This window comes from Vibrio sp. 10N.222.55.A1, from assembly GCF_041473835.1.
Taxonomy (GTDB): Bacteria; Pseudomonadota; Gammaproteobacteria; order Enterobacterales; family Vibrionaceae; genus Vibrio; species Vibrio crassostreae_C.
On record NZ_JBFRSX010000010.1, the window covers coordinates 1 to 22,193 of the forward strand.

General features: G+C 43.5%; 18 protein-coding genes and 1 pseudogene. 5 read left to right on the forward strand and 14 right to left on the reverse strand.

Annotation, left to right across the window (positions count from 1 at the left end):
- Nucleotides 1-23: 23 nt before the first annotated feature.
- Nucleotides 24-338: a hypothetical protein gene (locus tag AB4493_RS02565; protein ID WP_372154464.1), complete on the reverse strand. Its 315-nt coding sequence runs from the start codon at nt 336-338 to the stop codon at nt 24-26.
- A 363-nt stretch (nt 339-701) separates the two neighbouring features.
- Here AB4493_RS02565 and AB4493_RS02570 point away from each other — a divergent pair, with 363 nt between their 5' ends.
- Complete coding sequence (locus tag AB4493_RS02570) at nt 702-2,084, forward strand: MATE family efflux transporter (protein WP_371980136.1); 1,383 nt, start codon at nt 702-704, stop codon at nt 2,082-2,084.
- Between the two features lie 353 nt (nt 2,085-2,437).
- On the opposite strand, the gene AB4493_RS02575 is transcribed toward AB4493_RS02570, so the two are convergent.
- The 11 genes and pseudogenes from AB4493_RS02575 to AB4493_RS02625 all read right to left on the reverse strand — a co-directional run bounded on the left by AB4493_RS02575 (nt 2,438) and on the right by AB4493_RS02625 (nt 16,359).
- On the reverse strand, nt 2,438-3,964 hold the full coding sequence (locus AB4493_RS02575) for a methyl-accepting chemotaxis protein (RefSeq protein WP_017079164.1): 1,527 nt from the start codon (nt 3,962-3,964) through the stop codon (nt 2,438-2,440).
- 418 nt (nt 3,965-4,382) lie between these two features.
- A complete protein-coding gene (locus AB4493_RS02580) occupies nt 4,383-5,438 on the reverse strand; it encodes a DUF1254 domain-containing protein (protein ID WP_017082308.1) in 1,056 nt (351 codons plus the stop codon).
- Nucleotides 5,439-5,878: 440 nt separating this feature from the next.
- On the reverse strand, nt 5,879-6,829 hold the full coding sequence (locus AB4493_RS02585) for a LysR family transcriptional regulator (RefSeq protein WP_372122755.1): 951 nt from the start codon (nt 6,827-6,829) through the stop codon (nt 5,879-5,881).
- A gap of 141 nt (nt 6,830-6,970) precedes the next feature.
- Nucleotides 6,971-7,596, reverse strand: a pseudogene (locus tag AB4493_RS02590) (LysE family translocator).
- A gap of 235 nt (nt 7,597-7,831) precedes the next feature.
- Nucleotides 7,832-8,695 (reverse strand): delta-class carbonic anhydrase, encoded by an 864-nt coding sequence (locus tag AB4493_RS02595; RefSeq protein ID WP_372154465.1) that lies wholly within the window; start codon nt 8,693-8,695, stop codon nt 7,832-7,834.
- Between the two features lie 357 nt (nt 8,696-9,052).
- Nucleotides 9,053-9,514: a hypothetical protein gene (locus tag AB4493_RS02600; protein ID WP_029235242.1), complete on the reverse strand. Its 462-nt coding sequence runs from the start codon at nt 9,512-9,514 to the stop codon at nt 9,053-9,055.
- Nucleotides 9,515-9,650: 136 nt separating this feature from the next.
- The gene (locus AB4493_RS02605) at nt 9,651-10,028 is read right to left on the reverse strand and encodes a VOC family protein (RefSeq protein WP_371705855.1); all 378 of its coding nucleotides are present in this window, start codon (nt 10,026-10,028) and stop codon (nt 9,651-9,653) included.
- A 191-nt stretch (nt 10,029-10,219) separates the two neighbouring features.
- Nucleotides 10,220-12,250, reverse strand: a complete 2,031-nt coding sequence (locus tag AB4493_RS02610) for a M4 family metallopeptidase (protein WP_372154466.1) — start codon at nt 12,248-12,250, stop codon at nt 10,220-10,222.
- A 397-nt stretch (nt 12,251-12,647) separates the two neighbouring features.
- Nucleotides 12,648-13,709: a tryptophan--tRNA ligase gene (trpS, locus tag AB4493_RS02615; protein ID WP_372154467.1), complete on the reverse strand. Its 1,062-nt coding sequence runs from the start codon at nt 13,707-13,709 to the stop codon at nt 12,648-12,650.
- A gap of 250 nt (nt 13,710-13,959) precedes the next feature.
- Nucleotides 13,960-14,760 carry a hypothetical protein gene (locus tag AB4493_RS02620; RefSeq protein ID WP_017079146.1) on the reverse strand — a complete coding sequence of 267 codons (801 nt, stop codon included), beginning with the start codon at nt 14,758-14,760 and terminating at the stop codon, nt 13,960-13,962.
- A gap of 267 nt (nt 14,761-15,027) precedes the next feature.
- Entirely contained in the window at nt 15,028-16,359 is a 1,332-nt protein-coding gene (locus AB4493_RS02625; protein ID WP_372154476.1) for a D-serine ammonia-lyase, read from the reverse strand.
- Nucleotides 16,360-16,492: 133 nt separating this feature from the next.
- Here AB4493_RS02625 and AB4493_RS02630 point away from each other — a divergent pair, with 133 nt between their 5' ends.
- Nucleotides 16,493-17,686, forward strand: a complete 1,194-nt coding sequence (locus AB4493_RS02630) for a CynX/NimT family MFS transporter (RefSeq protein ID WP_372055142.1) — start codon at nt 16,493-16,495, stop codon at nt 17,684-17,686.
- Between the two features lie 14 nt (nt 17,687-17,700).
- Here AB4493_RS02630 and AB4493_RS02635 read toward each other — a convergent pair whose 3' ends face one another.
- Complete coding sequence (locus tag AB4493_RS02635) at nt 17,701-18,498, reverse strand: helix-turn-helix transcriptional regulator (RefSeq protein ID WP_102320430.1); 798 nt, start codon at nt 18,496-18,498, stop codon at nt 17,701-17,703.
- A gap of 56 nt (nt 18,499-18,554) precedes the next feature.
- A complete protein-coding gene (locus AB4493_RS02640; RefSeq protein WP_372154468.1) occupies nt 18,555-19,088 on the reverse strand; it encodes a YbhB/YbcL family Raf kinase inhibitor-like protein in 534 nt (177 codons plus the stop codon).
- A 242-nt stretch (nt 19,089-19,330) separates the two neighbouring features.
- Here AB4493_RS02640 and AB4493_RS02645 point away from each other — a divergent pair, with 242 nt between their 5' ends.
- From AB4493_RS02645 to AB4493_RS02655, 3 genes are read left to right on the forward strand one after another with little or no spacing between them, the layout of a single operon-like run.
- A complete protein-coding gene (locus AB4493_RS02645; protein WP_372154469.1) occupies nt 19,331-20,740 on the forward strand; it encodes a DUF3404 domain-containing protein in 1,410 nt (469 codons plus the stop codon).
- Nucleotides 20,718-21,365, forward strand: coding sequence for a response regulator transcription factor (locus tag AB4493_RS02650; RefSeq protein WP_017066451.1), 648 nt, complete (start codon nt 20,718-20,720; stop codon nt 21,363-21,365). Before AB4493_RS02645 ends, AB4493_RS02650 begins: the two co-directional genes overlap by 23 nt.
- Complete coding sequence (locus AB4493_RS02655; RefSeq protein WP_372154470.1) at nt 21,365-22,177, forward strand: DUF2861 family protein; 813 nt, start codon at nt 21,365-21,367, stop codon at nt 22,175-22,177. Before AB4493_RS02650 ends, AB4493_RS02655 begins: the two co-directional genes overlap by 1 nt.
- Nucleotides 22,178-22,193 lie beyond the last annotated feature (16 nt).

Genomic DNA, 22,193 nt, shown 5'->3' on the forward strand with positions numbered 1-22,193 from the left:
ATCCTTATTTGTTATACAAGTGGTTAATTGTGCTCTGCAGTTTCTTTAAAGAGCAGGTTCAGAGGTTTAACCAAAGAGTAAATCCACAAGCCAAATGCTACAAAGCACCACATAAATAATGTTAGAATCAAACTAAATATTGGCCACATAGCCAAGGCGAGCAGCAGGCCTGATATGCCCGTTACTGGTGTTTCATCCCACTTTACAGTCTCCGCACCAAATATAGATGCGATACCACATACTAAAAAGAAGACAAAGAAGCTCAGGCTAAAGCCGATAAAGAGCATTTTGAAAAGAGACCTTTTCGATATTTTCTTAACTGTAATTTCCATTTTCATCCCTGTATTTGTATAACAGCTGTGCTACAGAAAATTCTGCCTAGTTCATTAGTCACCAATTGTACTAGCCTTTGTCTTTCCATAACAATCACTTATACCACAACCTTAGTGATTAGCGTGGCAAATATAGAAATTATCCAACTAGCATGATTCCCACGAAATCATGAACTTACGCGCGTTAAACCCGTGTTGTAACCATCAGAACCTATCCGTACCTCGGAGCAAGTGAAACTCTATAAATCCAAAGCTTGACCCTATACGGTAAGGTGTTTATATTGTCGCCCGCCCAACGGGGCACATCCTAAAATGCACACCGGCCATCCTGCCATCATTCGTGTATTTATATTGGTGTTGTGAACTTCCATGCTAACGAAATTTCGTCCTTTTACTCGTGAATCGGGTGCGCTTATGCATCTTTCGGTTCCAATCATTTTGACTCAAATAGCTACCCAAGCGATGGGATTTGTCGATACGACAATGGCTGGCCAAGTAAGCCCTGCCGACCTCGCCGCTATTGCACTCGGCACAAGCCTTTGGATTCCTGTATTGCTGCTACTACGTGGTGTGATTATGGCCTTAACACCCGTTGTTGCTTACCACCGCGGTGCACGCGACTTTCAAAGTATCTCTGTTGAATTCTTCCAGATGGTTTGGTTGGCATTAATTGCTAGCGTATTACTTATCGCTTATTTAGTGAGTGCGAAACCGATCTTAGAATGGATTGGTGTTGCCGCTGAGATCATTCCAATTGGCAGTGATTATGCGTTCGCCCTCGCCTTTGGTGTGCCGGGTATTGCCCTGTTCTACACCTTGAATGGCTTCTGTGAGGGTATGAACAACACCAAAGTGCCGATGATCATTTCTGTGGTTGGTTTGTTGGTGAATATTCCGGTCAACTACGTGCTTATTTACGGTAAGTTTGGCTTCCCTGAAATGGGCGCTGTGGGTTGTGGCTGGGCGACAAGCTTGGTTTATTGGTTAATGTCAGGAATGCTGTATTCCTACATTAAAGGTCATCACCACTACAAAACCATTATTAGTTTTGCAGACGCTAAACCAAAAGCAAAAGAGATGCTTCACCTTCTAAGATTAGGTTTACCTATCGGGATGAACATCGCGGTGTGTGGCAGTATCTTTGCGGTAATCGCACTGATGATTGGTCGTATTGGTGCAGAGAACGTGGCAGCGGCACAAATTGCACTTAACATCTCAAGCCTAACTTACGTGATTCCTATGAGTATCTCATTTGGCATTACGATTCGTGTTGGACATGCATTAGGCGAGAAAGACGAACTCGGAGCGATTGAGCGCAGCAAAGTCGGTATCTTGGTTGCAGCGTTAATTTCATTGCTTTCGGTTGCGATGTTCCTGCTGTTCCCTGAGTGGATCATTAGACTTTACACGACCGACCCTGCAATAAGCGCTACGGCAGCGGTATTGTTGACCTTTACGGCGATGTATCAATTCAGCGATGCATTGCAAACGTCTGCTAACGGCGCACTACGTGGCTATAAAGACACTAAGATCCCGATGATCTTAGCTATCGCTTCATACTGGGGCTTAGCACTACCACTCGGCATGGTGTTGGGCTTAACAGACCACATTGTTCCTGCAATGGGTGAAGAAGGCTTTTGGATTGGTATCCTAACGGGCTTGAGCGTTTCAGCGACGTTGATGTTAATTCGCTTGCGATACGTGATTAAGAAGCGTGACTTGCCACCAGCAAGTGCTCCATTGGTAAACTAAGATAGAACATTAAACTAAGACAAATCATTAAGCTAAGACAAATCATTAAGCTAAGACAAAATAGCGCGTTATTGCTACTCGGCAATAACGCGATTTTTTATTGAATTTCTATAAACCAGATGATGTGCTTGGTTTAACACTCATCGTTCACAACGCGAATAGTACATTCATAACTTGTGTAGCGCATTATTGCTACATCTACTACAAATATAGTCTCATCTACGATGAATCGTTTAAACCAATGGTGGATTTCGGCGTCGGCATATCACAAAAAAATAGCGCTCATGTATGACATAAGCGCTATTAAATTACTGGAGGCTCAACACATCTCTTAATGAGATATGTTGGGAGTTCTAGATTTTAAATGAACCGACATAACGATCGAGAACTTGTGATAACTCTGCCAACTGCTGGCTTGATTGCTCTAACTTCTCACTGGCGCTCAAACCATTTTTGACTGAGCTATTAACCGTATCCATGTTCATATTAATTTCATTCGCTACCGCTGACTGCTGCTCCGTTGCCGTTGCGACTTGCGTATTAATATCGAGAATAGCCAAAACTTGCGTTGAAATCTTTTCCAAAGCTTGGCGAGCCATTTCAGTTTCAGTCGTACCCTCTTCAATTAGGTTCTTACTATTACTCATCGAGCTAACAGCGTTCTTAGCTTCGGTTTGAAGTTGGTTGATCATAGTGTCAATTTCATCGGTCGACTGTGCTGTTTTTGTCGCAAGGTTACGAACTTCATCAGCAACAACCGCAAAGCCTCGACCAGCTTCACCAGCACGTGCAGCTTCAATCGCAGCGTTGAGTGCAAGCAAGTTTGTTTGCTCAGAGATACCTCGAATAACGTCAAGAATAGTACCGATCGACTGAGTATTATCAGCAAGGCTCACGATGATGTTAGAAGCACTATTCATTTCGGCTTCAAGGTTTGCAATCGAATTTGTGGTCTTCTCGATCGTCTTATGACCTTCTTGAGTTTCACTTGCCGCCATGTTTGCCGCGCTTGCAGCACCAGCCGCGCTAGACGCAATTTCATTAACCGTGGCGATCATTTCATTCATAGATGTCACGACCAACATGGTTTGTTCGTTCTGCTCTTGTCCTCTTTGCAATGCTTGCTGCGACTGTTCACGAAGCCCAATAGCGGTGCTATTTAATTCAACACCCGTATTCACTGTTTGAGTAATAATCTCGTGCACCTTGCCAACGAACACATTGAAAGCCGATGAGATTTGAGCAACTTCGTCATTCCCTTTGATAGGCAAACGTACCGATAGGTCACCATCACCTTCAGAAATATCGTGTAATGTGTTTTTCAATACTAAGAGAGGCTGCATCAGTTTGCTAAGAAGAAGCGATAGAACAACGAGACAAACAACAAAAATGAAAACCATTGAAGCTAGCTGGTAGCTAATAATACCGTTCGTTGCTTGGCTAACCTCTGTGATAGGAATGCCGATATCAAAGGTGCCGTACAGCTCACCGTTGACGTAGATAGGTGCCATGATGTCAAACACCCATACTTTTTGAACATCAGCGTACCATTTTGAATACTGTTGTACGCCTTGGGTTGCACCTTTAACGGTATAGCTATCTTCGTAAACCTTATTAAGTTTATTTTTATCGCTGTGAGCAATAGCACTTACGTTACTATCAATAACAATGGCATAAGTGACATCAGATCGCTGTTTCAGCTCACCCACCAGCTTTTGTAAATCTTGAACTGGGTTGTCTGAATTCTCTAAGATATACCCAGCATTTCCAGCCAAGAATTCGGCTTGAACTTGAGATTTGTTCAATATTATCTCATCGATTTTTTCACTTGAAATGAAATAGGTTGACGCCATACTCGCAGCGACTGCAATGCCAAACATAATAAAAACGGCAAATAGGATTGTTTTCTTCATTTAGGTTGTCTCGACGCAAGTTTGTTAAAAATTCTCTGAAGGTTTCAATAACTGAAACCAAAGCTCGCACGTTCTGTCTCGTGTTAGAGCTCCCACTAATCCTTTATCTGTCAAAATCTCGATAACTTTAGCTAAATTATATGAAAAGCATATGTTAGTCACACTTGCATAACATATGGCGTATCTAACGCGGAATCTACACTGGGAAATCTGATTAACAACTAATAAAGTCGTTTAGAAAAACATGCGCGAATACACAGCAATAGGCCAGAGACACTGCTATCGAACAAATAAAAAAGCGCGTTACTGCCAGTGGCAATAACGCGCTTCATGAATCGATATTTTGCGATATCGTTTTAAGCTATTCCGTTTAAGCTATATCGTTTTAATTAATCACTTTCACATAAGGAAGCACTCGGAATCCATCACGTACTTTTTGGCTCGGAATGTAATGGCGGAAAGCCAAGTTAAACACACCAGAGTCGTTCGCTGTTTTGATGTTGTTCACCGCATCATCGCCACAACCAAAGCTAACAGTGTAAGTACCGTCTGCATTTTTCTCAGCCGTGTTTGAGCTTACGTTCGCCACTTCACCAAACATAAAACCTTGTTTGTTGTAGACAGTTACCGACCAAAACGCTTGGTTTTTAGGGTCATCAAAGGTTGCCTGATGACAAGTGTCTGCTGGGAAGTTGCCAGAGACTTCGTAGATATTGTCATCTAACTGCGCGCCACCCCAACCGATAGCCGCACCCACCGCGTACTTCTCTTTGGTAAACATCTCTTTTGAAGCATCTTCAGGGCTGGTAAACATACCAAACGTCGCCTGAGCACCATCGCGTTTCAGTAGTTTTGGCATTTCCATCTTAAGGTTTTTCTCGACCTTCTCGAATGATTTCTCATCCACTTGCATTGCCATGAATTCGGCGTCTGCTTTTGCATCTATGCTCATCTGATCTTGGATTTTATGAACTTCATCTTTGGTGAACGTCGCGTCGGTACGAACGATTACATACACGTGGTCACCACTGTGAGTAGAAAGATCAAACGTACCAGGACCGTATTGCATTGGCTGAATGCGGTGGTCTTCTGTAATCACTTCCATCGACATGTATTTGCCTTCAGGAATCTCAGGTAGCGTAATCGTCGCGCCCTGTGAAACGTTAATCACAGCCATTGAGTAGTAAGTGTCTCGGTTCATTCGAACCACAGGCTGTTTATCAGTTGGCGTTAGCTCGCGTTTGTGTAGGAATTTATTAACGCCAACAAGCTCTTGGTTTTTCAAATATTGGCGTGACGTTTCGTACACCGCGTAATTGTCGACGGTAGTAACTTCACCATCGGCATTGAAGAACTCTGTCAGAGTTGAAACTTCTTCAGCTGCGTAAGAAGAAAGAGAAACTGCGCTTAAACCTAAAACTACTAATGCTAATTTTTTCATTGTTGACCTCTAATAAAATCGATAACGCTAAATCAATACATAGTCCATTTGTTTTTGTTCGAACAGTTAGTTCGTTAACCGCTCAACTTGTGAACAATGTTATCAAGGCAGCATAAATTCACAAATGACATCGCCGTATAAGAGATATGCATGAAAGTTATGTCACCACTATCGATTTATTCTTAAGATGAACGATTACCTTCAACAGGCTCACTGCTTAACAATAGACAGGTAGGGTAATTAATCCAGTTTAGGGCTGTCGTTGAAATTGGCTGAGCGCAAACCAACTGATGATTAGAAATAATAAAGCTGGAAAGGAAGACGTCATGTTATGAATCACAGGCGCTGAAGTATCTAAACCAGATCCATATGAAAACTGGAGGTCGGTTATTGCTCTAGCTGGTTATTGCTTAGGCCAGCTCTAAAGTCCGTAGCCTTAATCAACTGTCACAAACAACGTCTTCAATCACCGACACGACTAAGTTCTTGAACCATTGATGGGCTGGGCTAGTAACAGTTCTTTTATGCTCAATTAAAAACAGCTCGAACATTAACTCGGGAACATTATCTAGAGAGAATATCGGCACTATCTTGTCGCTTATTCCCTCTAGTTCCGTCAATTTGTGGGTCGCAACCAAAATTGTATTCGAACTCTGCATCACTTCCACTAACGTAAGAAGCTGTCCGCTTTTAAAAGCAATGTCTCTTTGCATTCCATTCTTAGCTAAAAAAGAGTCTACAGGGTGTTGCAGTCCGTAATTCGAGCGAATATCGAGCGTGAGATCGACAAAGCGAGATTCAAGGCACTGCTCAAGTGTGACATTTTCAGCTTTGGCTAAAGGGTGATGTTCAGAAACGTAAAATACTGGATAGATCTGCCCAAGACTCACGTATGGAAATTCGATTGGATTGCTCGGGGCTTCGATGTGAATCGTAAAATCCACATCTCGTGATAACAGCTGGCTAGTAGGCGTTTTTGCAATCGGATATTCGATAAGACTGGCGTTTGGAGCATCGTGCATGAACCGTTCAGCAAGGGGCACAGAAAGCATCCGACTCATTAATGGCGGTACAGAAACAACAAAGGTTTGAACACACTCAGCAGGATCAAACGCAGATTTCGTTACTAGGCTTCGCATCGCCAATAGCAACTCTTCTAAAGGTGCTTGCAGTTCTAACGCTTTTTGCGTGGGCACTAAGCCATTAGACTCTCGATAGAACAGTGGGTCATCAAACAACTCTCGCAAGCGACTTAAGGTACGACTCATCGCAGGCTGAGACAGATACAAGGTATTGGCAGCTCGCGTTACGTTCCTCTCTTTGATTAAAACACTTAACGACACCAATAAGTTTAGATCCAGCCGAGAAAGCTGTTGTTCGATAGTCATCATAAGACATGCATCTGAGTAATATCACTCGTTAAATAATTGCACCATTGTGACTAACAAACAAGTCTCTGTTTAAACGATGGCATTTATATCCAACTAAAAAGGCGAACCCATCGGTTCGCCTTTTTGTTTAAAGATTCGTATTTATCGATTGATCGCCAAATATGAGCCAGCAGCAATCATTATTCCACCAGCACTTTGGTTTAACCTTTTATGTGCGCGTGGCGTTTTTAACAAACCTGCCATTCTGCCCGCACCCATCGCAATCAGCATTACACCAGACATCAAAGCAACAAATGCTAAAACGGAAACCAAGACGATATCTTGTGAGCGTAAACCGTCAAATCAATGAAAGTCGGCAAGAACGAAATATAAAACAGAATCACTTTAGGGTTTGATGCTGAAATCAAAAAGCCTTGCGCGAAACTCGCGAGTTCGGATTTCTGACTCTGTTTGGCGGCGAGTTCAGCTGAGCCTTGCACTTCAGGTAAGATCTTAAACATCTTATAGCCCAAGTAAATCAAATAAGCTGCACCAACGTAGCGAATCACCTCAAACGCAATCGACCAATTCTCGGCAATCGTTGCTAGACCGAAACAGGCAAGCGCAAGGTAAATAAGATCACTGCATATCATACCTAACGAAAGCGTGACGCACTTTCGCCATCCTTGAACCATAGCACGAGCTAAAATGGCAAAGACGCCAGGCCCCGGAGTAATACCAAATACAAACATGGCAATAAAGAATGTAATCGCACTTTCTAATGACATTGGACTGTCCTTTTCTATAACCCAACATAATTGATCATGAACGTATCATGGAGCTTCGATTCTGGTAAAGAACGTTTTTGACTAAGTTCTATTTACACAACTCATGTTTTGAATAAGTGTCGCACGTAATTTACCCACCAGACTTAATTAAACCTAAAACCTAAGTGCTTTTCGTTAGGGCATAAAAAAGGCGAACCTATTGGCTCGCCTTGATCATTTTATTCGTCAGAACCGTTTAGTCATTACGAATAGGTGATAACAGCTCAGGGTTAACCACCAAGTTTCTCACACCGTGGGCGTGATCTTCGTTAAAGTCATTGCCTTCACACCAGCTACCTACTGTCGCGATATTTACTTTCGCGACTTGTGGTCTAACGCTCCATGTTACTTGGAAAGGTGAACCTTGCTCATTGTAACCAGGGCCCGTTGTAGAGCCTGCGTATTGGATCGCTGAGCCAGTATCTTGTGGGATGTTTGGTGCTTGGTGTAAGCCGTTCACTTTTGAATGTTTAGCGAGCGCTTCAAAGTCGAGTGCTCTGTCGTCATTCACTAATACGTAAACTTGGGTTTCTACACGCAGTTGCGGGTTGGTAATTGCGTCGTTAAAACAAGCACCCAATGTTTCACCCGGTTCAACTTGCGCCGTTGAATAAACATAGTGAACTTCAATGGTGTCACCCGAATGCAAAGAACCATGCTCGCTCGGACAAACCTTGCTCTCAAATGGTTTCAGCTCAGCAGAACTCAGCTTGCCTGTGTATTTAAAGCCACTCTGGAATCCCTTACCATCACCGTTACCAGCGTATTGAGTAAACTCGCCGCCTTTATGCTCAGCATTTTTATGGAAGTGAATATTACATAAGTTCATCGCTGTTGAATCAGGGGCATCCGAGAACAGCCTGGTATTGGTTCCTTCTAATGAACCCAAATCTCGTGGGGCTTGCGGGCCAAAACCTTTTCCTTGGGTATTTTCAGAAAGCTTAGCTCTTTGTTCTGCGATAACACCATCTGATACAGACTCATGGCTCGCGTCTGATGCATTTGCATGAGCTGACAACATCACCAATGCGGCACTTAAAAACACACTCTTATTCTTCATTTTTCTTCCCTAGAATATTGATAACTAAACCCAAACCGACTTAACAGCAAACATCTTACTATGCTCGTAAGTGAATATAAGACTTGTCTTTGTAAGATTAGATTTCATTACTTACTTTGGGATGAGTATTAGAACCCTTGATACATATAACAAGTCAAACAGGGTAAATTCGGCGACTCCCTTCCAGAACTAATAATTTCCTATTTTCGTTAACCGTCGCCTGACTCAGCGCTCAGATAAGTGTGCATGATTCTTAGGAACAACGGTGGCCAGATTTAGAAGATCAAAAAAGGCGAACCATCTGGCTCGCCTTCACGTTTCATTCTATCTATTAGGTTGTGGTTCTAAGTTAACGATTTAACCGTTACCGGTGGCAAATATCCCAAACGTCATGACGTTCAATGCATCTGTCACGCCCTCTAGTGATTTAATCACCGTCTTAGTCGGTTTATTATGACGAATAAAATAGCTTCCGATGCCTTTTTCACCGCCACTCTTAGCATCGCTTTCAGTTGTTTCTGTCGCTTCTATTTGAGAAGGCTCCACTGATTCTGGCTCTGCATTGGCGTGAGCTATCGTGTCTTTATTTGAATCAAGGTTAGTGAGTGGTTGATGATTAACGATTGAATCATGGGAAGAATCAACGCTGGTCTCAGCGTTTGTATCCTTTGAAGTCTCGAGATTACTCTCTCCCTCTATACTTTTCGACATAGCGTCTTCGTTGCTCAATGTCTCGTCGTCTAGCTGATGATTACTCGTTGAAGAACAGGCTGTTAAGAAGAACAGGCTAACGATGAATATGAGTAAGTTTCTCATTATAATGATAAAGCACGAATTAATAAAACATTGTTCGATTGTATTTTATTTGGCTGACGACATCCAGCACCAAGCAGCGTAAAAGTGAAATGTCATGTACTTGAAGAGTAAAGAAAAGCGTACGATTGTAGGTCTAAAACTAATAATTCGAGACTTCAATGAGGTTGCCATCAGGATCTCGAATATAAACAGAGACAATTTTTCCCGTCGCACCGGTTCGCTGTACTGGTCCCTCTTCTATGACGACGCCTTGTGCTTTGATATGTTCAGTGGCTTCAGCAATTGGCATATTGGTAATAAAGCAGAGATCTGCACTACCGACCTGCACACGCCTTGCCTTTGGCTCGAACTCGCTACCTCTGAGGTGTAAATTGATCTTCTGCGTTCCAAATGACAACGCCAACCTGCCCTCGCCAAATTCGATAGGCTTCATTCCAAGTACCCGTTGGTAAAAGTCGACCGTAACTTGTAAATCTTTCACGGTTAATACCAAATGATCTAAATGACTGATTTCCAATTTAATCGTCCTTGTCTCGTCGTTACTAAATGTTGAATATTAAATGCTGAATAACGCTAAGTTACATACTCTAATGTTAGATTTACTAACACAAGATAAGCGTACATCTTCACTTCTCACTTTGAACGAATAAAGGGAGCACTGACTGCGCTCCCTTATCATAGGTATTACGTCACTTTAAACCGTTTTAACTAGTAACAAGCACCTTCAAATACCCAATACCAATAATTATCGAACGGATCTGCACCCCAATTGTCCGCCGATGCGGTGAATCGGTGGCCATAATATTGAACAGCCGCACCAGTAGGATAGTAGTAGTTTGGATTCCACTCTTGAAGGTTGTCACACAAGGCTTGTGGTTCTGGTTCTGGCTCAGGCTGAGGAGTTTCTAAGTCAGCACTCACAGCAACATACGCATCCATCGAACCTTGAGTCCCAGCAGCCATCACGTATACGTCACTTCCCTGTATCCCACTAAAACCACAGTATTCGCGGTTACCCTGATTGGTCGAAGAACAATCATAGTCATTGATCGTTGCTGGTCGACCGATTGCAACGTACATATCTACATCGCCGTAGCCATTATAAGTCTGAATCCACACTTCATCAGCCGGCGCGTTCTTAAGCACAAATTGTTGTTGATTCTCACTTTCGCCTTGTATAGGCGTTGGTGTATTGATCTCTAGCTCTACAACACCCGGAGTTGGCGGGTTAGGATTTGGATTTGGCTGGCCCGCACCACAGTTTTGAACATCAATACCTACCTGACTAAACGCTGAACTTACAGCTGAGGTTTCATAACCAAGATCTTTAGCGGCTTTGCAGACACCGTCAGCACCTTGTTGAAAATCCGAGTTAGGTGTCCAGTAAAGCTGGTTAGCCGTCGCGTAGGCCTTAAACGCTTTTTTAATACCCCAGTTATTACTTGTCGACAAATGGTAGAACGCTTTATTAAAGACCCCTGAACTGTGGTGTACATCAATGCCGCTATAGTATTGGTTGACGTGGTCAATAGATATACCATCTTGGCTTGGTTGAATGAAGTAACGCATTGCATCACTATTTTTCATTACATGCTCGCCCATCTTCCAATTGAAGCTACCGTGCACAAATTCACTTAATGCGGCAGCGGCCACATCTGAGAAAGATTCATTCATACCGCCTGACATTCCACGGTACTCAAGTCCGGAGTTTTGTTCAGTAAAACCGTGGCTCACCTCATGGGCAATTACATCCCATGTCGCTAACGGGTACATAGATTGGTCGCCATCACCAAATGTCATTTGGCGACCATCCCAAAATGCGTTCCCATAGTTTGAACCATAGTGAACACGCATCGTGAGTTTTTGCTTAATCGGACGTGTATTTAGCCAATCTTGGTACATGTCGAATACACGTTGTCCAAAATAATGAGCGTCATTCATAGGCGCATAAGCACCATTCACTGCGCGATAATTGTTAACGTTCACGCCATTGTTACCGTTACAACTAAACCGATGTATTTGTCCTGAACTCTGCTGATTGTTCATGTTCAGAGTGACAACATTCTGGCTGTCCATTTGGCAATTAGAGTTAACTTGAAATCCTCCAAATCCCGTATTTGAACCAAAATAGTAACGACCGCTTTTCTCGTTTCCACCAGGCCCCTCAGCTTCAATGAAAGCAATGCCTTCCCACTGATCGAGTAACTCTCCCGATTTCGCATCAACAAGCGTAATTGGTCTTGAAGGCCCCATTCCTTTGGTTTGTAAGAAATCAATCTTGTAGATGAGGCGTGCTTGTTCCTGTTGATCAAGCCAGATAACAAGCTCGGTATTAGGGTCACGAATGGTCGCTGCTGCAATACCTTTGTACTTTGATTTCGCAATTTCAACGGCTTGTTTAGCGTTAATCAGCGGTAGTGTTGAACCAATATCAGACTCGATGCCTGTTAAGACTTGGCCATCAACGGCTGTTGCAATACCTTGCCTAGAAAGATCCACGACCACAGATTGTCCGTAAACAGGTACTCCATAATGGAATTGCTTCTTACGTAACAGCGTTGTTGTATCTATGTTGACTTGGGTTATATCTTGATAAGAAAGCGGCTCACTTACGGCTGTAAACCCTTGTTTTGTATTATTAAGTACTTTAGACAAGTCAAGTTTTGAATAGTCGACAACGTTGGCAGCTTGAGACGTGAAAGCTATCGGAAATAGCATTAGTAAATGTGTACTACGCATACATCACCTTTATAATTATGTTTTATAAATTCATCAAATCGATGAGCGCACATCTTAACGATAGATATTACACATAAAGAAACCAACTAAGTTGCATATGTGAGATTAATTCAAAACATAATTAATGATGTATTTCGAACTGAGATATACAGCCAAAATTTATTTAAAATCTTATAGTTAGCTAAATATTGAAGTGTTATTTCTATAAATAGGGAGTGATAAATCGCACAGTAACAAGCATTAAAACCAATCCAAAGAAGTCACGTAAACGATAGCCTCTTTGGTGGTTTCACACAGGTCGAGTATCCGATGGCGAAATCAGATCGCTATCGGGCACTCGACCGATGAATAGGTGAGCATGAAAGGGGGAAAGATGAATAATAATCGCTGAAGAGACCTACAAGATGTTCAGGCCAAATAGTTCTTTAACATCAAACAACACGGTTTCTGTTCTTTCTCTCGATACTTGTGTGCCTTGGCGCAAAATATCGATGAGTTGCGCTTTATCATCCAGTAACTCAGATCTTCTTTCACGAATAGGACGAAGCATCTCTTGCAGGCACTCTTCCAACACTTTCTTAGTTTGTCCATCACCTAGCCCACCTCTTTGGTAATGCTCTTTTAGTTGACTGACATAGTTAGCGTCACTGTGAAAAGCATCAAGATAAGTGAACACGATATTCCCTTCTACCTTGCCTGGCTCTTCAATTCGAAGATGATTTGGATCGGTATACATGGATTTAACGGAAGCTCTGATCTCTTTCTCTGTTGCACCCAAATTAATGGCGTTGCCCATCGATTTAGACATCTTACTTTTACCATCGGTACTAGGGAGGCGAGATGCATTGCTGAGAAGCGGCCTGCATTCATTCAAGATTGGTTTGCCAGCGAGCGAATTCACTTTCCTTACTATCTCATTGGTTTGTTCTAACATCGGCAATTGATCATCGCCAACAGGCACTAAAGTCGCGTTAAAAGCAGTGATGTCTGCCGCCTGTGAGATTGGATAAGTGAGGAAGCCTGCTGGAATTGAACGTCCAAACTCTTTGTTCTGAATTTCGCTTTTGACTGTTGGATTCCGTTCTAAGCGAGCGATAGAAACAAGATTGCTGTAGAACATGGTGAGCTCAGCTAACACCGGCAACTGTGATTGCAGACAAATCGTGGTCTTGGTCGGGTCGATACCCACCGCAAGATAGTCAGCGACTACATTGAGAATGTTGGAAGAAACCTTCGAAGGATTATGGGCGTTGTCGGTAAGCCCTTGCATGTCAGCGACCAATATCGTTTGGTCGTGAATATGCTGCAAAGAGACTCTTTGTTTAAGTGAACCGACGTAATGACCCAAGTGCAAAGGCCCAGTAGCTCTATCGCCAGTCAGAATGATTTCAGGCTTGTTGGTATTGTTCTTACTGCCAATATTATTGCTGTCGGTATGGCTGTTTGAGTTGGTATTCATGGTGTATCTCCAAGTTAAAAAGGCTACTGGAGATAAAAAGAGGCGACATTTTTGATGACATTCTTAGCTACCGTCCAGCAGCTAAAGAATGTAAGTATTCCGTGCTGCTCTATTGAGAGCACCACCAAAAGAAAATTGAAGTTGAAGCAGAATTAAATTTCATGGTTAAAACCTATCAACAATACAGACGAGCGACAACTGTTATTTACGCACACCAAGAAAATAGGTTTAAGATTAACAGTTTATAGGCTTAATCTTTACTGGAACACAGTTCAGTGATTCGGTCACACATGGCTTGGTTGACTGTGAAGTGGGTGTTGAGAAACACTAGTTGGGCAAGTGCCGATTCAGCCGTGCGCTCGTAACCTTGGGTAAAGGTTGGTAGCAATTGAGCAAACTTAGGAAAGCGCGCTTCTAGTCTTCTATCCGACATAAATTCATCAACGAATTCAGGCTCAGAATGCTCAGTTTGATCCACAAGATCGATCAAACGATCAAGTGCGTAAGATTGAACGAACCGACTGCCCGACAGCTTTTCGCCTCGATTATAACGAGACATACCCACATAAAGATTGGTTAATGCTTCGCCTATGATCCACTCTTCGGAGTTAGTATCTGCCTCCCCTTTTACTGGTGGGATACAGCACTGAGTATCAAATTCAGGTTGCTGCCAAACAATGCGCCCTTCAGCAAATGGAATATGCGCTAACTCGTGGGATTCAAACACCGCAAATTCGCAAAAGATTCCGTCAGCGTATAAGACTTTATAGCCATCGACGGTGTTTCTCACCGCGTAGTCGATTGGGTGAATATCAGATAGCCAATGCAAGCTGTCTAAGAAATACTGCTTATGCCCCGTTTGTACTATCGCGAAAAAATCGACATCTGAATACTGATCAAGTCGTTCTGTTTCAATACCTACCGAGCCCAATCCCAGTAAAGCATGAGCCTTACCCGATGCTTCCAAAGACTCCCCAATCGCATCTAAACGCTGGAGTAATTTTTCTGGTGTATTTATGTGTCTTGTCTGCATCACTTTATCCGTTTGCATTGCTCAATCCCTATCAAGTTGAATGCCACTCAACCTAACTGATAGTTAGAACATCTAAGAAGCTTAATTTATAAAATGTGTGTTTCGGATAACGATCTGCGCAAGTTATTGTTTGAATAACGACTGGATTTAGGAGTAAAAAAGAGTGCGTTCAACCGATAAACAACACTCTTCTATCATGACTTATCTTTTTAACGCTGATATTTACAACAGCTTATACTTGTAAACACCTAGTTTACAAACAGCTAGCTTATAAACGCTTTAAGGTTAAAACGACGATTTTTCCAAGTAAGCGGCCATTTCTTCTTTCGGCACCATGCCTCCGCCAGTCGCCCACACAAGATGCGTTGCATTCGCTAGCGTCGACTCATCAATATCTAGGCGATCAAGATATTCTCTATTCTGCTCAACATGAATCACACCCGGCATACCTGCGAGTGCTGAAGGCTCAAGTTGAATACCCTCAGCTTGGTTCAGTTCGCCTAGCAATTGATACATGCGTTCATCAGTTAATGTGTAATAACCATCAAGCAAGCGCTCCATCGCGCGACCCACGAAACCAGAAGCCCGACCAACCGCCAAGCCATCCGCAGCTGTTAAGTTGTCGATACCAAGATCTTGTACCGCAATCTCATCATGCAACCCCGTATGAACACCGAGCAACATGCAAGGCGAATGGGTCGGCTCAGCAAAAATACAGTGCACGTGATCACCAAAGGCCATCTTCAAGCCAAATGCTACACCACCGGGGCCGCCACCCACACCACAAGGCAAGTAAACAAACAAAGGATGCTGTTCATTAACCACAATCCCCTGTTGCTCGAATTGCTTCTTGAGCCTTTCTCCAGCCACAGAGTAACCAAGGAACAGCGTTTGCGAGTTTTCATCATCAATGAAAAAACAACGCGGGTCTTGCTCTGCCTCTTTACGTCCTTGTTCTACTGCAACGCCATAATCTTGTTCATATTCAACAACGTTGACGCCATGCTCACGAAGTTTGCTTTTCTTCCAAGCTCTCGCGTCTGCCGACATATGAACAGAGACCGTAAAGCCTAATTTTGCACTCATGATACCGATCGACATACCTAGGTTACCCGTTGAACCTACCGCAATGCTGTATTGTTGGAAGAAGTTACGAAACTCAGGTTCGAGCAGCTTGCTGTAGTCATCGCTCTCACACAGTAACCCCGCTTCAATCGCAAGCTTCTCGGCATGTGTTAGTACTTCATAAATACCACCACGCGCTTTGATTGAACCTGAAATCGGCAAATGGCTGTCTTTCTTCATCATCAAACGCCCTTTTATTGGCTGCTGATAATGTGCTCCCAATGCTGATTTCATAGATGGAATGTCAACAAGCTCAGACTCGATGATGCCATTGGTCGCTTGAGTTTCAGGAAACGCCTTGGCTAGATAAGGAGCAAACCTTTGCAGCCTCATGCTCGCATCGTGAATATCTTGTTCGCCTAAACCCACATAAAGCAAACCGCGCTCCAGAGTCGTCACATTTGGGTTAAACCAAACCACTTCTTCCAATGCAATCAATTGTTGAAGCAGTGGGAAGTCCGAGATGAGCTTGTCGATATTTAATACAATCATGGGTGACCTTTTCTGGCTAAGCGCGTACTGCGCAGGTTCAATCATTAGTAAACCTATTTAAACGGTATTTGTGTAATCATTCAATGATCTGTAGGCTAGCCTGTCTTCTCATAAGCAAACAGTAGAACAACCTATGAGCGCCTCTCTTCGTAATAGCATTTTCGTCATGTTAGGGATTCTATTCCTAGCACTTAACCTTCGTGGGCCTTTTACGAGCTTGGCTCCTGTGCTTTCTCAGGTTATGGAAGGCCTCAACCTTACGTCGTCGGCTGCTGGCTTCTTAACAGCTTTGCCACTGTTAACTTTTGCCTTATTTTCACCATTAGTCACCAAGATATCCCAACGAATTGGTCTAGAACCAAGCTTGCTTTTAGGCTTAGTTTTGATCACTACGGGTATTACACTGCGCTCTGCTGGGTTAACCCCAACCTTGTATATCGGCACGGTGATGATCGGGCTTGGTATCGCGATTGGTAATGTGTTGTTGCCTGTAGTAGTGAAAGTTAGCTTCCCGACACGCATCGCTACTGTGACTTCTCTGTACATCTTTACGATGGGCATCGGGTCGACGTTAGGCTCAAGTTTGATGGTGCCGTTTTCAAATCTAACCTTATTTACGATCACGGGTTGGCAATTAGCACTGTTAATGAACCTAATATTCCCAATATTAGCTTTGATGATCTGGTTGCCTAAAATCAGAAAACGCTCACCTTCAGCCAACAATAACAAGCAACAAGACAAACCTCTGCCGATGAAACAGATGATTAAAAGCGGCGTAGCGTGGCAAGTAACGTTAGCGCTTGGGCTTAACTCATTTACCTTCTACTCTTTGGCTGGCTGGTTGCCACAGATATTGAACGATCTTGGCTACAGCGAAATCGACGCGGGCTACATTTATGGATTTCTGCAATTTTCGACTATGGTTCCGGGGCTGCTGTTACTGCCGTTCTTAGCCAAAAGTGACAATCAACAATGGCTCATCACTCTATGTGCATCGAGTGTATTTGTTGGATTGATTGGTCTTCTGTATTTGCCTGAGTTTGCGATCTTTTGGGTGGGACTGTTTGGATTAGCCAACTGCTCGACATTTATTATCGCGCTCTCTTTTGTTGGCTTGCGTACATCGAATAGCAGCCAAGCCGCATCATTGTCGGGTATGGCTCAGGGAATCGGTTATGCGTTGGCAGCCACTGGTCCAACGCTGGTGGGTAAGCTTCATGCTCAGACAGATTCTTGGAGTGTGCCGATTCTGTTGATCGCATCTGTTGCCTTTGCGTGCACGATTTTCGCGGCATTGGCAGCACGAGATAAGAAAGTGAGCGTTTAAGCCAAACATAATGACTATGGCGTCGCGACTCTATGGCTGACGACGGTTTTGATGTATTCACTTGGCGACAAACCAAATTTGCCTTTAAAGCGCTGACTAAAACGCCCTTCCGATTGGTAACCGCAAGACTGAGCCAACATCGCCACATTCTGCTGTCCGTTTTGCATCAGATAAAGCGCGTGACTCAAGCGAACTTCAGCCAGTACCTCTCGATATTGCATGCCTTCCAGTTTGAGCTTCCGAATCAATGTGGCTCGGCTCATCGCAAAACGCTCCGCCACCGACTCTAATGGATGTTTCTCATCTGGTGAATGTGAAAGGTAATGGCTGAGCTTTTGGCTAAACGAGACGTTGGCACTGACAAACAATAGATGCAACACCCCTTTTTCAGCTAATTGCTGGTACAAGCCCTGCAACCAAAACTGTTGAGTCTCTTTGCTCATGCTCTGTGTATCAAAAGAGAACAGAGCATTGAGTGAGTCTTGTAAGTTTCGATCCACTTTTACTGTAGGCAGTCCCAGATCATTCGACCGTTCCTCACTTAAATCAAGCATCGCCTGAGAAGGTTGGAATTGAAAGCTGAACACTCGCGACAAGAAGCGCCCTTTGTGGGGCATGTTCTCAAAACTTAGTGAAGCTGATGCCTCACAAAACAACAGCTCAGAATGTGAGAGCTCTGCCGCTGAATCTTTCCAAAACAGGCGCTTACTGCCTGTAATAATCTGAATGATACTAGGGGATAGAATCCTCACATTACGCAGTTTTTGTAACTGCTCTGCACGAAAGATCGTCACTTGATATTGATGATTCATCTCATCCCCTTGTTTACTTATTATGTACGTGTATAAGCTTTAACGTACATAAGCTATTAACGTGTATAAGTTGCGGTCAGTTTAGCTTTGTCTAAAGCCATGCTGTTCAACGTGAATCCAACCACAGCCGACGGCGTATTTTCGTCGAGGTTAAGTTTGTCCGTTGGTAATGCCCAAACCGTGAACTGGTAACGGTGCATACCATCTTTTTCTGGAGGACAAACGCCACCGTAGCCAACTGTACCGTAATCAATGCGACCTTCTTTGCCACCGACTTTAGAGATGTCGACACCGCGAGGTAGCTCGTTCACAGTTGCAGGGATATCAAACGCAACCCAATGCCAGAAGCCACTTTCAGTCGGTGCATCTGGATCATAAGCTGTGATAGCAAAGCTTTTGATACCTGCTGGTGCATCTTTCCACATCAATTGTGGTGATTGATTATCGCCGTCACAACCCCAACTAGAGTATTCAAAAGTCTTTGCCATTGGGTGACCTTCTTGAATATCGTTGCTGGTTAATTCGAACGCATGAGCAGAGCCTGTAGCCAAAATACTGATTGCCAATACTGATTTGATGATGAGTTTCATGATGGTTCCTCTTATTAGGTATGAGCCCAGTATAGTCCCCTCACTTCGCCCAATAATGACAGTAAGTACACAATTATCTATTTTATTCAAATAAATGATACTTACTGTATTTGTACTTTATTATTTAAAAGCATGACCCACTCGACAATTTGTTGTTAAAAGAACACTTGTTGACATTCAGGTTACAAATCGCGCCCAAAACTCTTTAGACTCGCCCCACGACTTTTAACGAGAATGATTGGATGCGCAGGTTTACATTAGCTCTTTGCTTGATCTTTTGGCTCCCAACCCTAGTCAATGCCCAAAGTTTGCAAGATAAGTGGCAAACTCTGTATCAACTGAGCTGGCAATCATCCCCACTCTTAGTATCTCAACAAGAGTTGGCTCAGTATCCGAAAGTTCTGCTCCATGAAAATAGCCGCTATCCTGATTTCAACCAATTCAGTTGGGACGACATCGCAGCGTTAGCGTCAATACAAGATCACTGCCAAGCGATTGAAAGCAGTAACCCTTCATTACATGAAGCCATCGAGTTCGAGCTCGCTCTGTGTCAGCAACAAACATTGGATTCGATTTGGTTTGCAGCACACTCCAAACGTCACCCTGCCGGTGGCAGCTTTGCTGGTCGTTATTTAGCCGCTTACCCAGATGTGACCGAGCAGATACGCCCATTTTTGAGTCTTACCAACCCTCAGCACCCTTTATATAACAAACTAGAAAGCCTAAGTGCACAAGGCAGAGAAGCACTGCTCAATGGATACCGCGCTTGGCAACAAGATGATGTGCTTTGGTTAAGTGGCGAACAAGGCTGGAAAGCTATTCCCTTAGATGTTTGGCAACCTATCGCAGAGCAGCAAGAGGTATCTTTGGCAGGTGAAACCTGTACTTTTTGTTACAGTAACGTGTGCTTAAACGAGCCTAGCAATGACAATCTGATCATGAAAACGTTGATCTTTACATTGCTGCTAACGTTGCTTCCCGGGCTCGCTAGAGTCTTATACCTAAGAACAAAACAACGAAAAGAGAGGCAGTTCGTTTTACAGCTTCTTACTCATGAACTGCGCACGCCTATTACTAGCCTAGGCTTAACCGTCGAAATGTTTAGAAATCGCTACGATGACTTTTCTGATGAAACTCAAAGTGCGGTTTGGCGTTTAATATCTGACTATCAAAGGCTTTCTCAGCTCACCGAAAACAGCAAAGTGTACCTAAGTTCGGATCAGTCAGAGCCTTTGTTGAAGCAAAACGCTTCATTAGAAGAGTGGCTCGATCATGTCTGTGAAAAGCACAATATTTCTTATCAATGTGAAGCGCGTGAAGTTGAACTGAACCTTCCCTATTACTGGCTAACCATCTGCTTGGATAATCTAATCAAGAATGCCAAACAACATGGTAAAGGTGAGGTTTTGGTAAAGGTCGAACTCGGTGACAAGCTGACGATTGAGGTACAAGACGAGGGGCACTTCCCTTCACCGATACAACGGCTCATGTCTGGTGTCACGCCAAGTGAAACGCACGAACTGGATAACATGGGCATTGGCCTGACTATTGTCGAGCACTTGATGAAGCAAGCGAATGGCCGCCTCATTATTCTTCGTAACCCAACCCGATGTATTTTGGAAATTGCTTATGAACACCCTACTGCTGATTGAAGACGACCAACTGCTTGGACAAGGCCTCGTCAGCTTCTTTGAATCCAATGGTTACCAATGCCTTTGGGCGAAGGATTCAGAGAATGCCAGTAAGAAATGGTTTCGAGCCGATCTTGTGATACTGGATCGACAGCTTGAAGATGGGGACAGCTTGCAACACCTTCCAAACTGGTTGCTCCTCAAAGCGCTGCCTGTGATTGTGTTGACCGCTAAAGTAGAAGTTCAACAACGTGTTGAAGGTTTAATGGCGGGTGCCAATGACTATGTGACTAAACCATTTTCGAACGACGAATTACTCGCTCGAGTCATTACCCAGCTACGTCCGTTAGGTGTGAGCCTCTTAACTTACGCAAATATCCAAATCAACTTGTCGGAACGGATCGCTTATCTGGATGAAAGCCCTGTAACACTAAAACCTAAAGAGTTTCAGCTATTGGTACTGTTTGTTCAGAACCAAAGTCGTGTGTTTCACCGAGATGAATTACTCAATAAGATTTGGGGATATCAGGCTTTTCCTAGTACCCGAACTATTGATAATCACATACTGCGCTTACGCCAGAAGCTGCCAACATTGAATATAGAAACACATCGTGGCGTTGATTACCGCTTGGCCGGGGAATCATAATGAAAGTTACTTCGTTAACCGCACTGATCTACACATTGCCGCTCGCAAGTCATGCGGCATGGTTTACCGACACGCCATTGCAGCACACCTATCAATCTCTACTTGATGACCAACCTCAAGTTGCGTGGCAAGAGCTGCAAATCGCACTCGATCACAAATCACTCGATAGTGAGCTTTGGCTGCCAGTCAAACAAGAGATCCTGAGCCAGACTCAATGTGGAACCTTACTCAAACAAAGTGCTGAGCCAAAACACCACATCCAAGTCAGCTTCATTCGACGCTATGGCCTGTCGTCGCACGGTTATCAAATCAAAGTCTCTGCCGAGCAACTCAGCAAAGGCTCAGAAACTCAAACTCTTTCTTTGGTATCGCCTAAAGGTAAAGTCCTTCTCGATGGACAACTCGCTTCCAATAATGAGTATCAAGAGATTGAAACCAATGAAATGTTCATCAAACCCGAATCTGGTGTTTATCAACTAAAGATAGGTTCAAATCACTACCCTATTATTGTCGCTTTAAATAACAGTAATCGATGGCTGACGCTCGAAAGTAAACTCAGCGAACCACATATCGTGCTCTCGCCTCCAAAGGTGATCGACAACTGCCCTGACGCTAATGTGAGTTGGCAATGGTTTGATGAAAACTACAACCTGCTGGGTTACAAAGTGCCAATCAAAACAGCGCAAGCACCCGTTCCCACAGAAAGTCCACAGGGAATTAAAGCCAAGCACTTGAGTGCTTCGGTTGAAATGCTTGAATACCAAGGCACAATTGAAGTCCAATATGTGCAACGCGTCGCCGTGCCTTTCTAATGGAACACCACTAAAG

What these genes read in the sequence shown, in the direction of transcription:
- AB4493_RS02565 (WP_372154464.1), bottom strand. Translation starts at nt 338, where the DNA reads ATGAAAATGGAAATTACAGTTAAGAAAATATCGAAAAGGTCTCTTTTC.
- AB4493_RS02570 (WP_371980136.1), top strand. Translation starts at nt 702, where the DNA reads ATGCTAACGAAATTTCGTCCTTTTACTCGTGAATCGGGTGCGCTTATG.
- AB4493_RS02575 (WP_017079164.1), bottom strand. Translation starts at nt 3,964, where the DNA reads ATGTTTGGCATTGCAGTCGCTGCGAGTATGGCGTCAACCTATTTCATT.
- AB4493_RS02580 (WP_017082308.1), bottom strand. Translation starts at nt 5,438, where the DNA reads ATGAAAAAATTAGCATTAGTAGTTTTAGGTTTAAGCGCAGTTTCTCTT.
- AB4493_RS02585 (WP_372122755.1), bottom strand. Translation starts at nt 6,829, where the DNA reads ATGATGACTATCGAACAACAGCTTTCTCGGCTGGATCTAAACTTATTG.
- AB4493_RS02595 (WP_372154465.1), bottom strand. Translation starts at nt 8,695, where the DNA reads ATGAAGAATAAGAGTGTGTTTTTAAGTGCCGCATTGGTGATGTTGTCA.
- AB4493_RS02610 (WP_372154466.1), bottom strand. Translation starts at nt 12,250, where the DNA reads ATGCGTAGTACACATTTACTAATGCTATTTCCGATAGCTTTCACGTCT.
- trpS (WP_372154467.1), bottom strand. Translation starts at nt 13,709, where the DNA reads ATGAATACCAACTCAAACAGCCATACCGACAGCAATAATATTGGCAGT.
- AB4493_RS02620 (WP_017079146.1), bottom strand. Translation starts at nt 14,760, where the DNA reads ATGCAAACGGATAAAGTGATGCAGACAAGACACATAAATACACCAGAA.
- AB4493_RS02625 (WP_372154476.1), bottom strand. Translation starts at nt 16,359, where the DNA reads ATGATTGTATTAAATATCGACAAGCTCATCTCGGACTTCCCACTGCTT.
- AB4493_RS02630 (WP_372055142.1), top strand. Translation starts at nt 16,493, where the DNA reads ATGAGCGCCTCTCTTCGTAATAGCATTTTCGTCATGTTAGGGATTCTA.
- AB4493_RS02635 (WP_102320430.1), bottom strand. Translation starts at nt 18,498, where the DNA reads ATGAATCATCAATATCAAGTGACGATCTTTCGTGCAGAGCAGTTACAA.
- AB4493_RS02640 (WP_372154468.1), bottom strand. Translation starts at nt 19,088, where the DNA reads ATGAAACTCATCATCAAATCAGTATTGGCAATCAGTATTTTGGCTACA.
- AB4493_RS02645 (WP_372154469.1), top strand. Translation starts at nt 19,331, where the DNA reads ATGCGCAGGTTTACATTAGCTCTTTGCTTGATCTTTTGGCTCCCAACC.
- AB4493_RS02650 (WP_017066451.1), top strand. Translation starts at nt 20,718, where the DNA reads ATGAACACCCTACTGCTGATTGAAGACGACCAACTGCTTGGACAAGGC.
- AB4493_RS02655 (WP_372154470.1), top strand. Translation starts at nt 21,365, where the DNA reads ATGAAAGTTACTTCGTTAACCGCACTGATCTACACATTGCCGCTCGCA.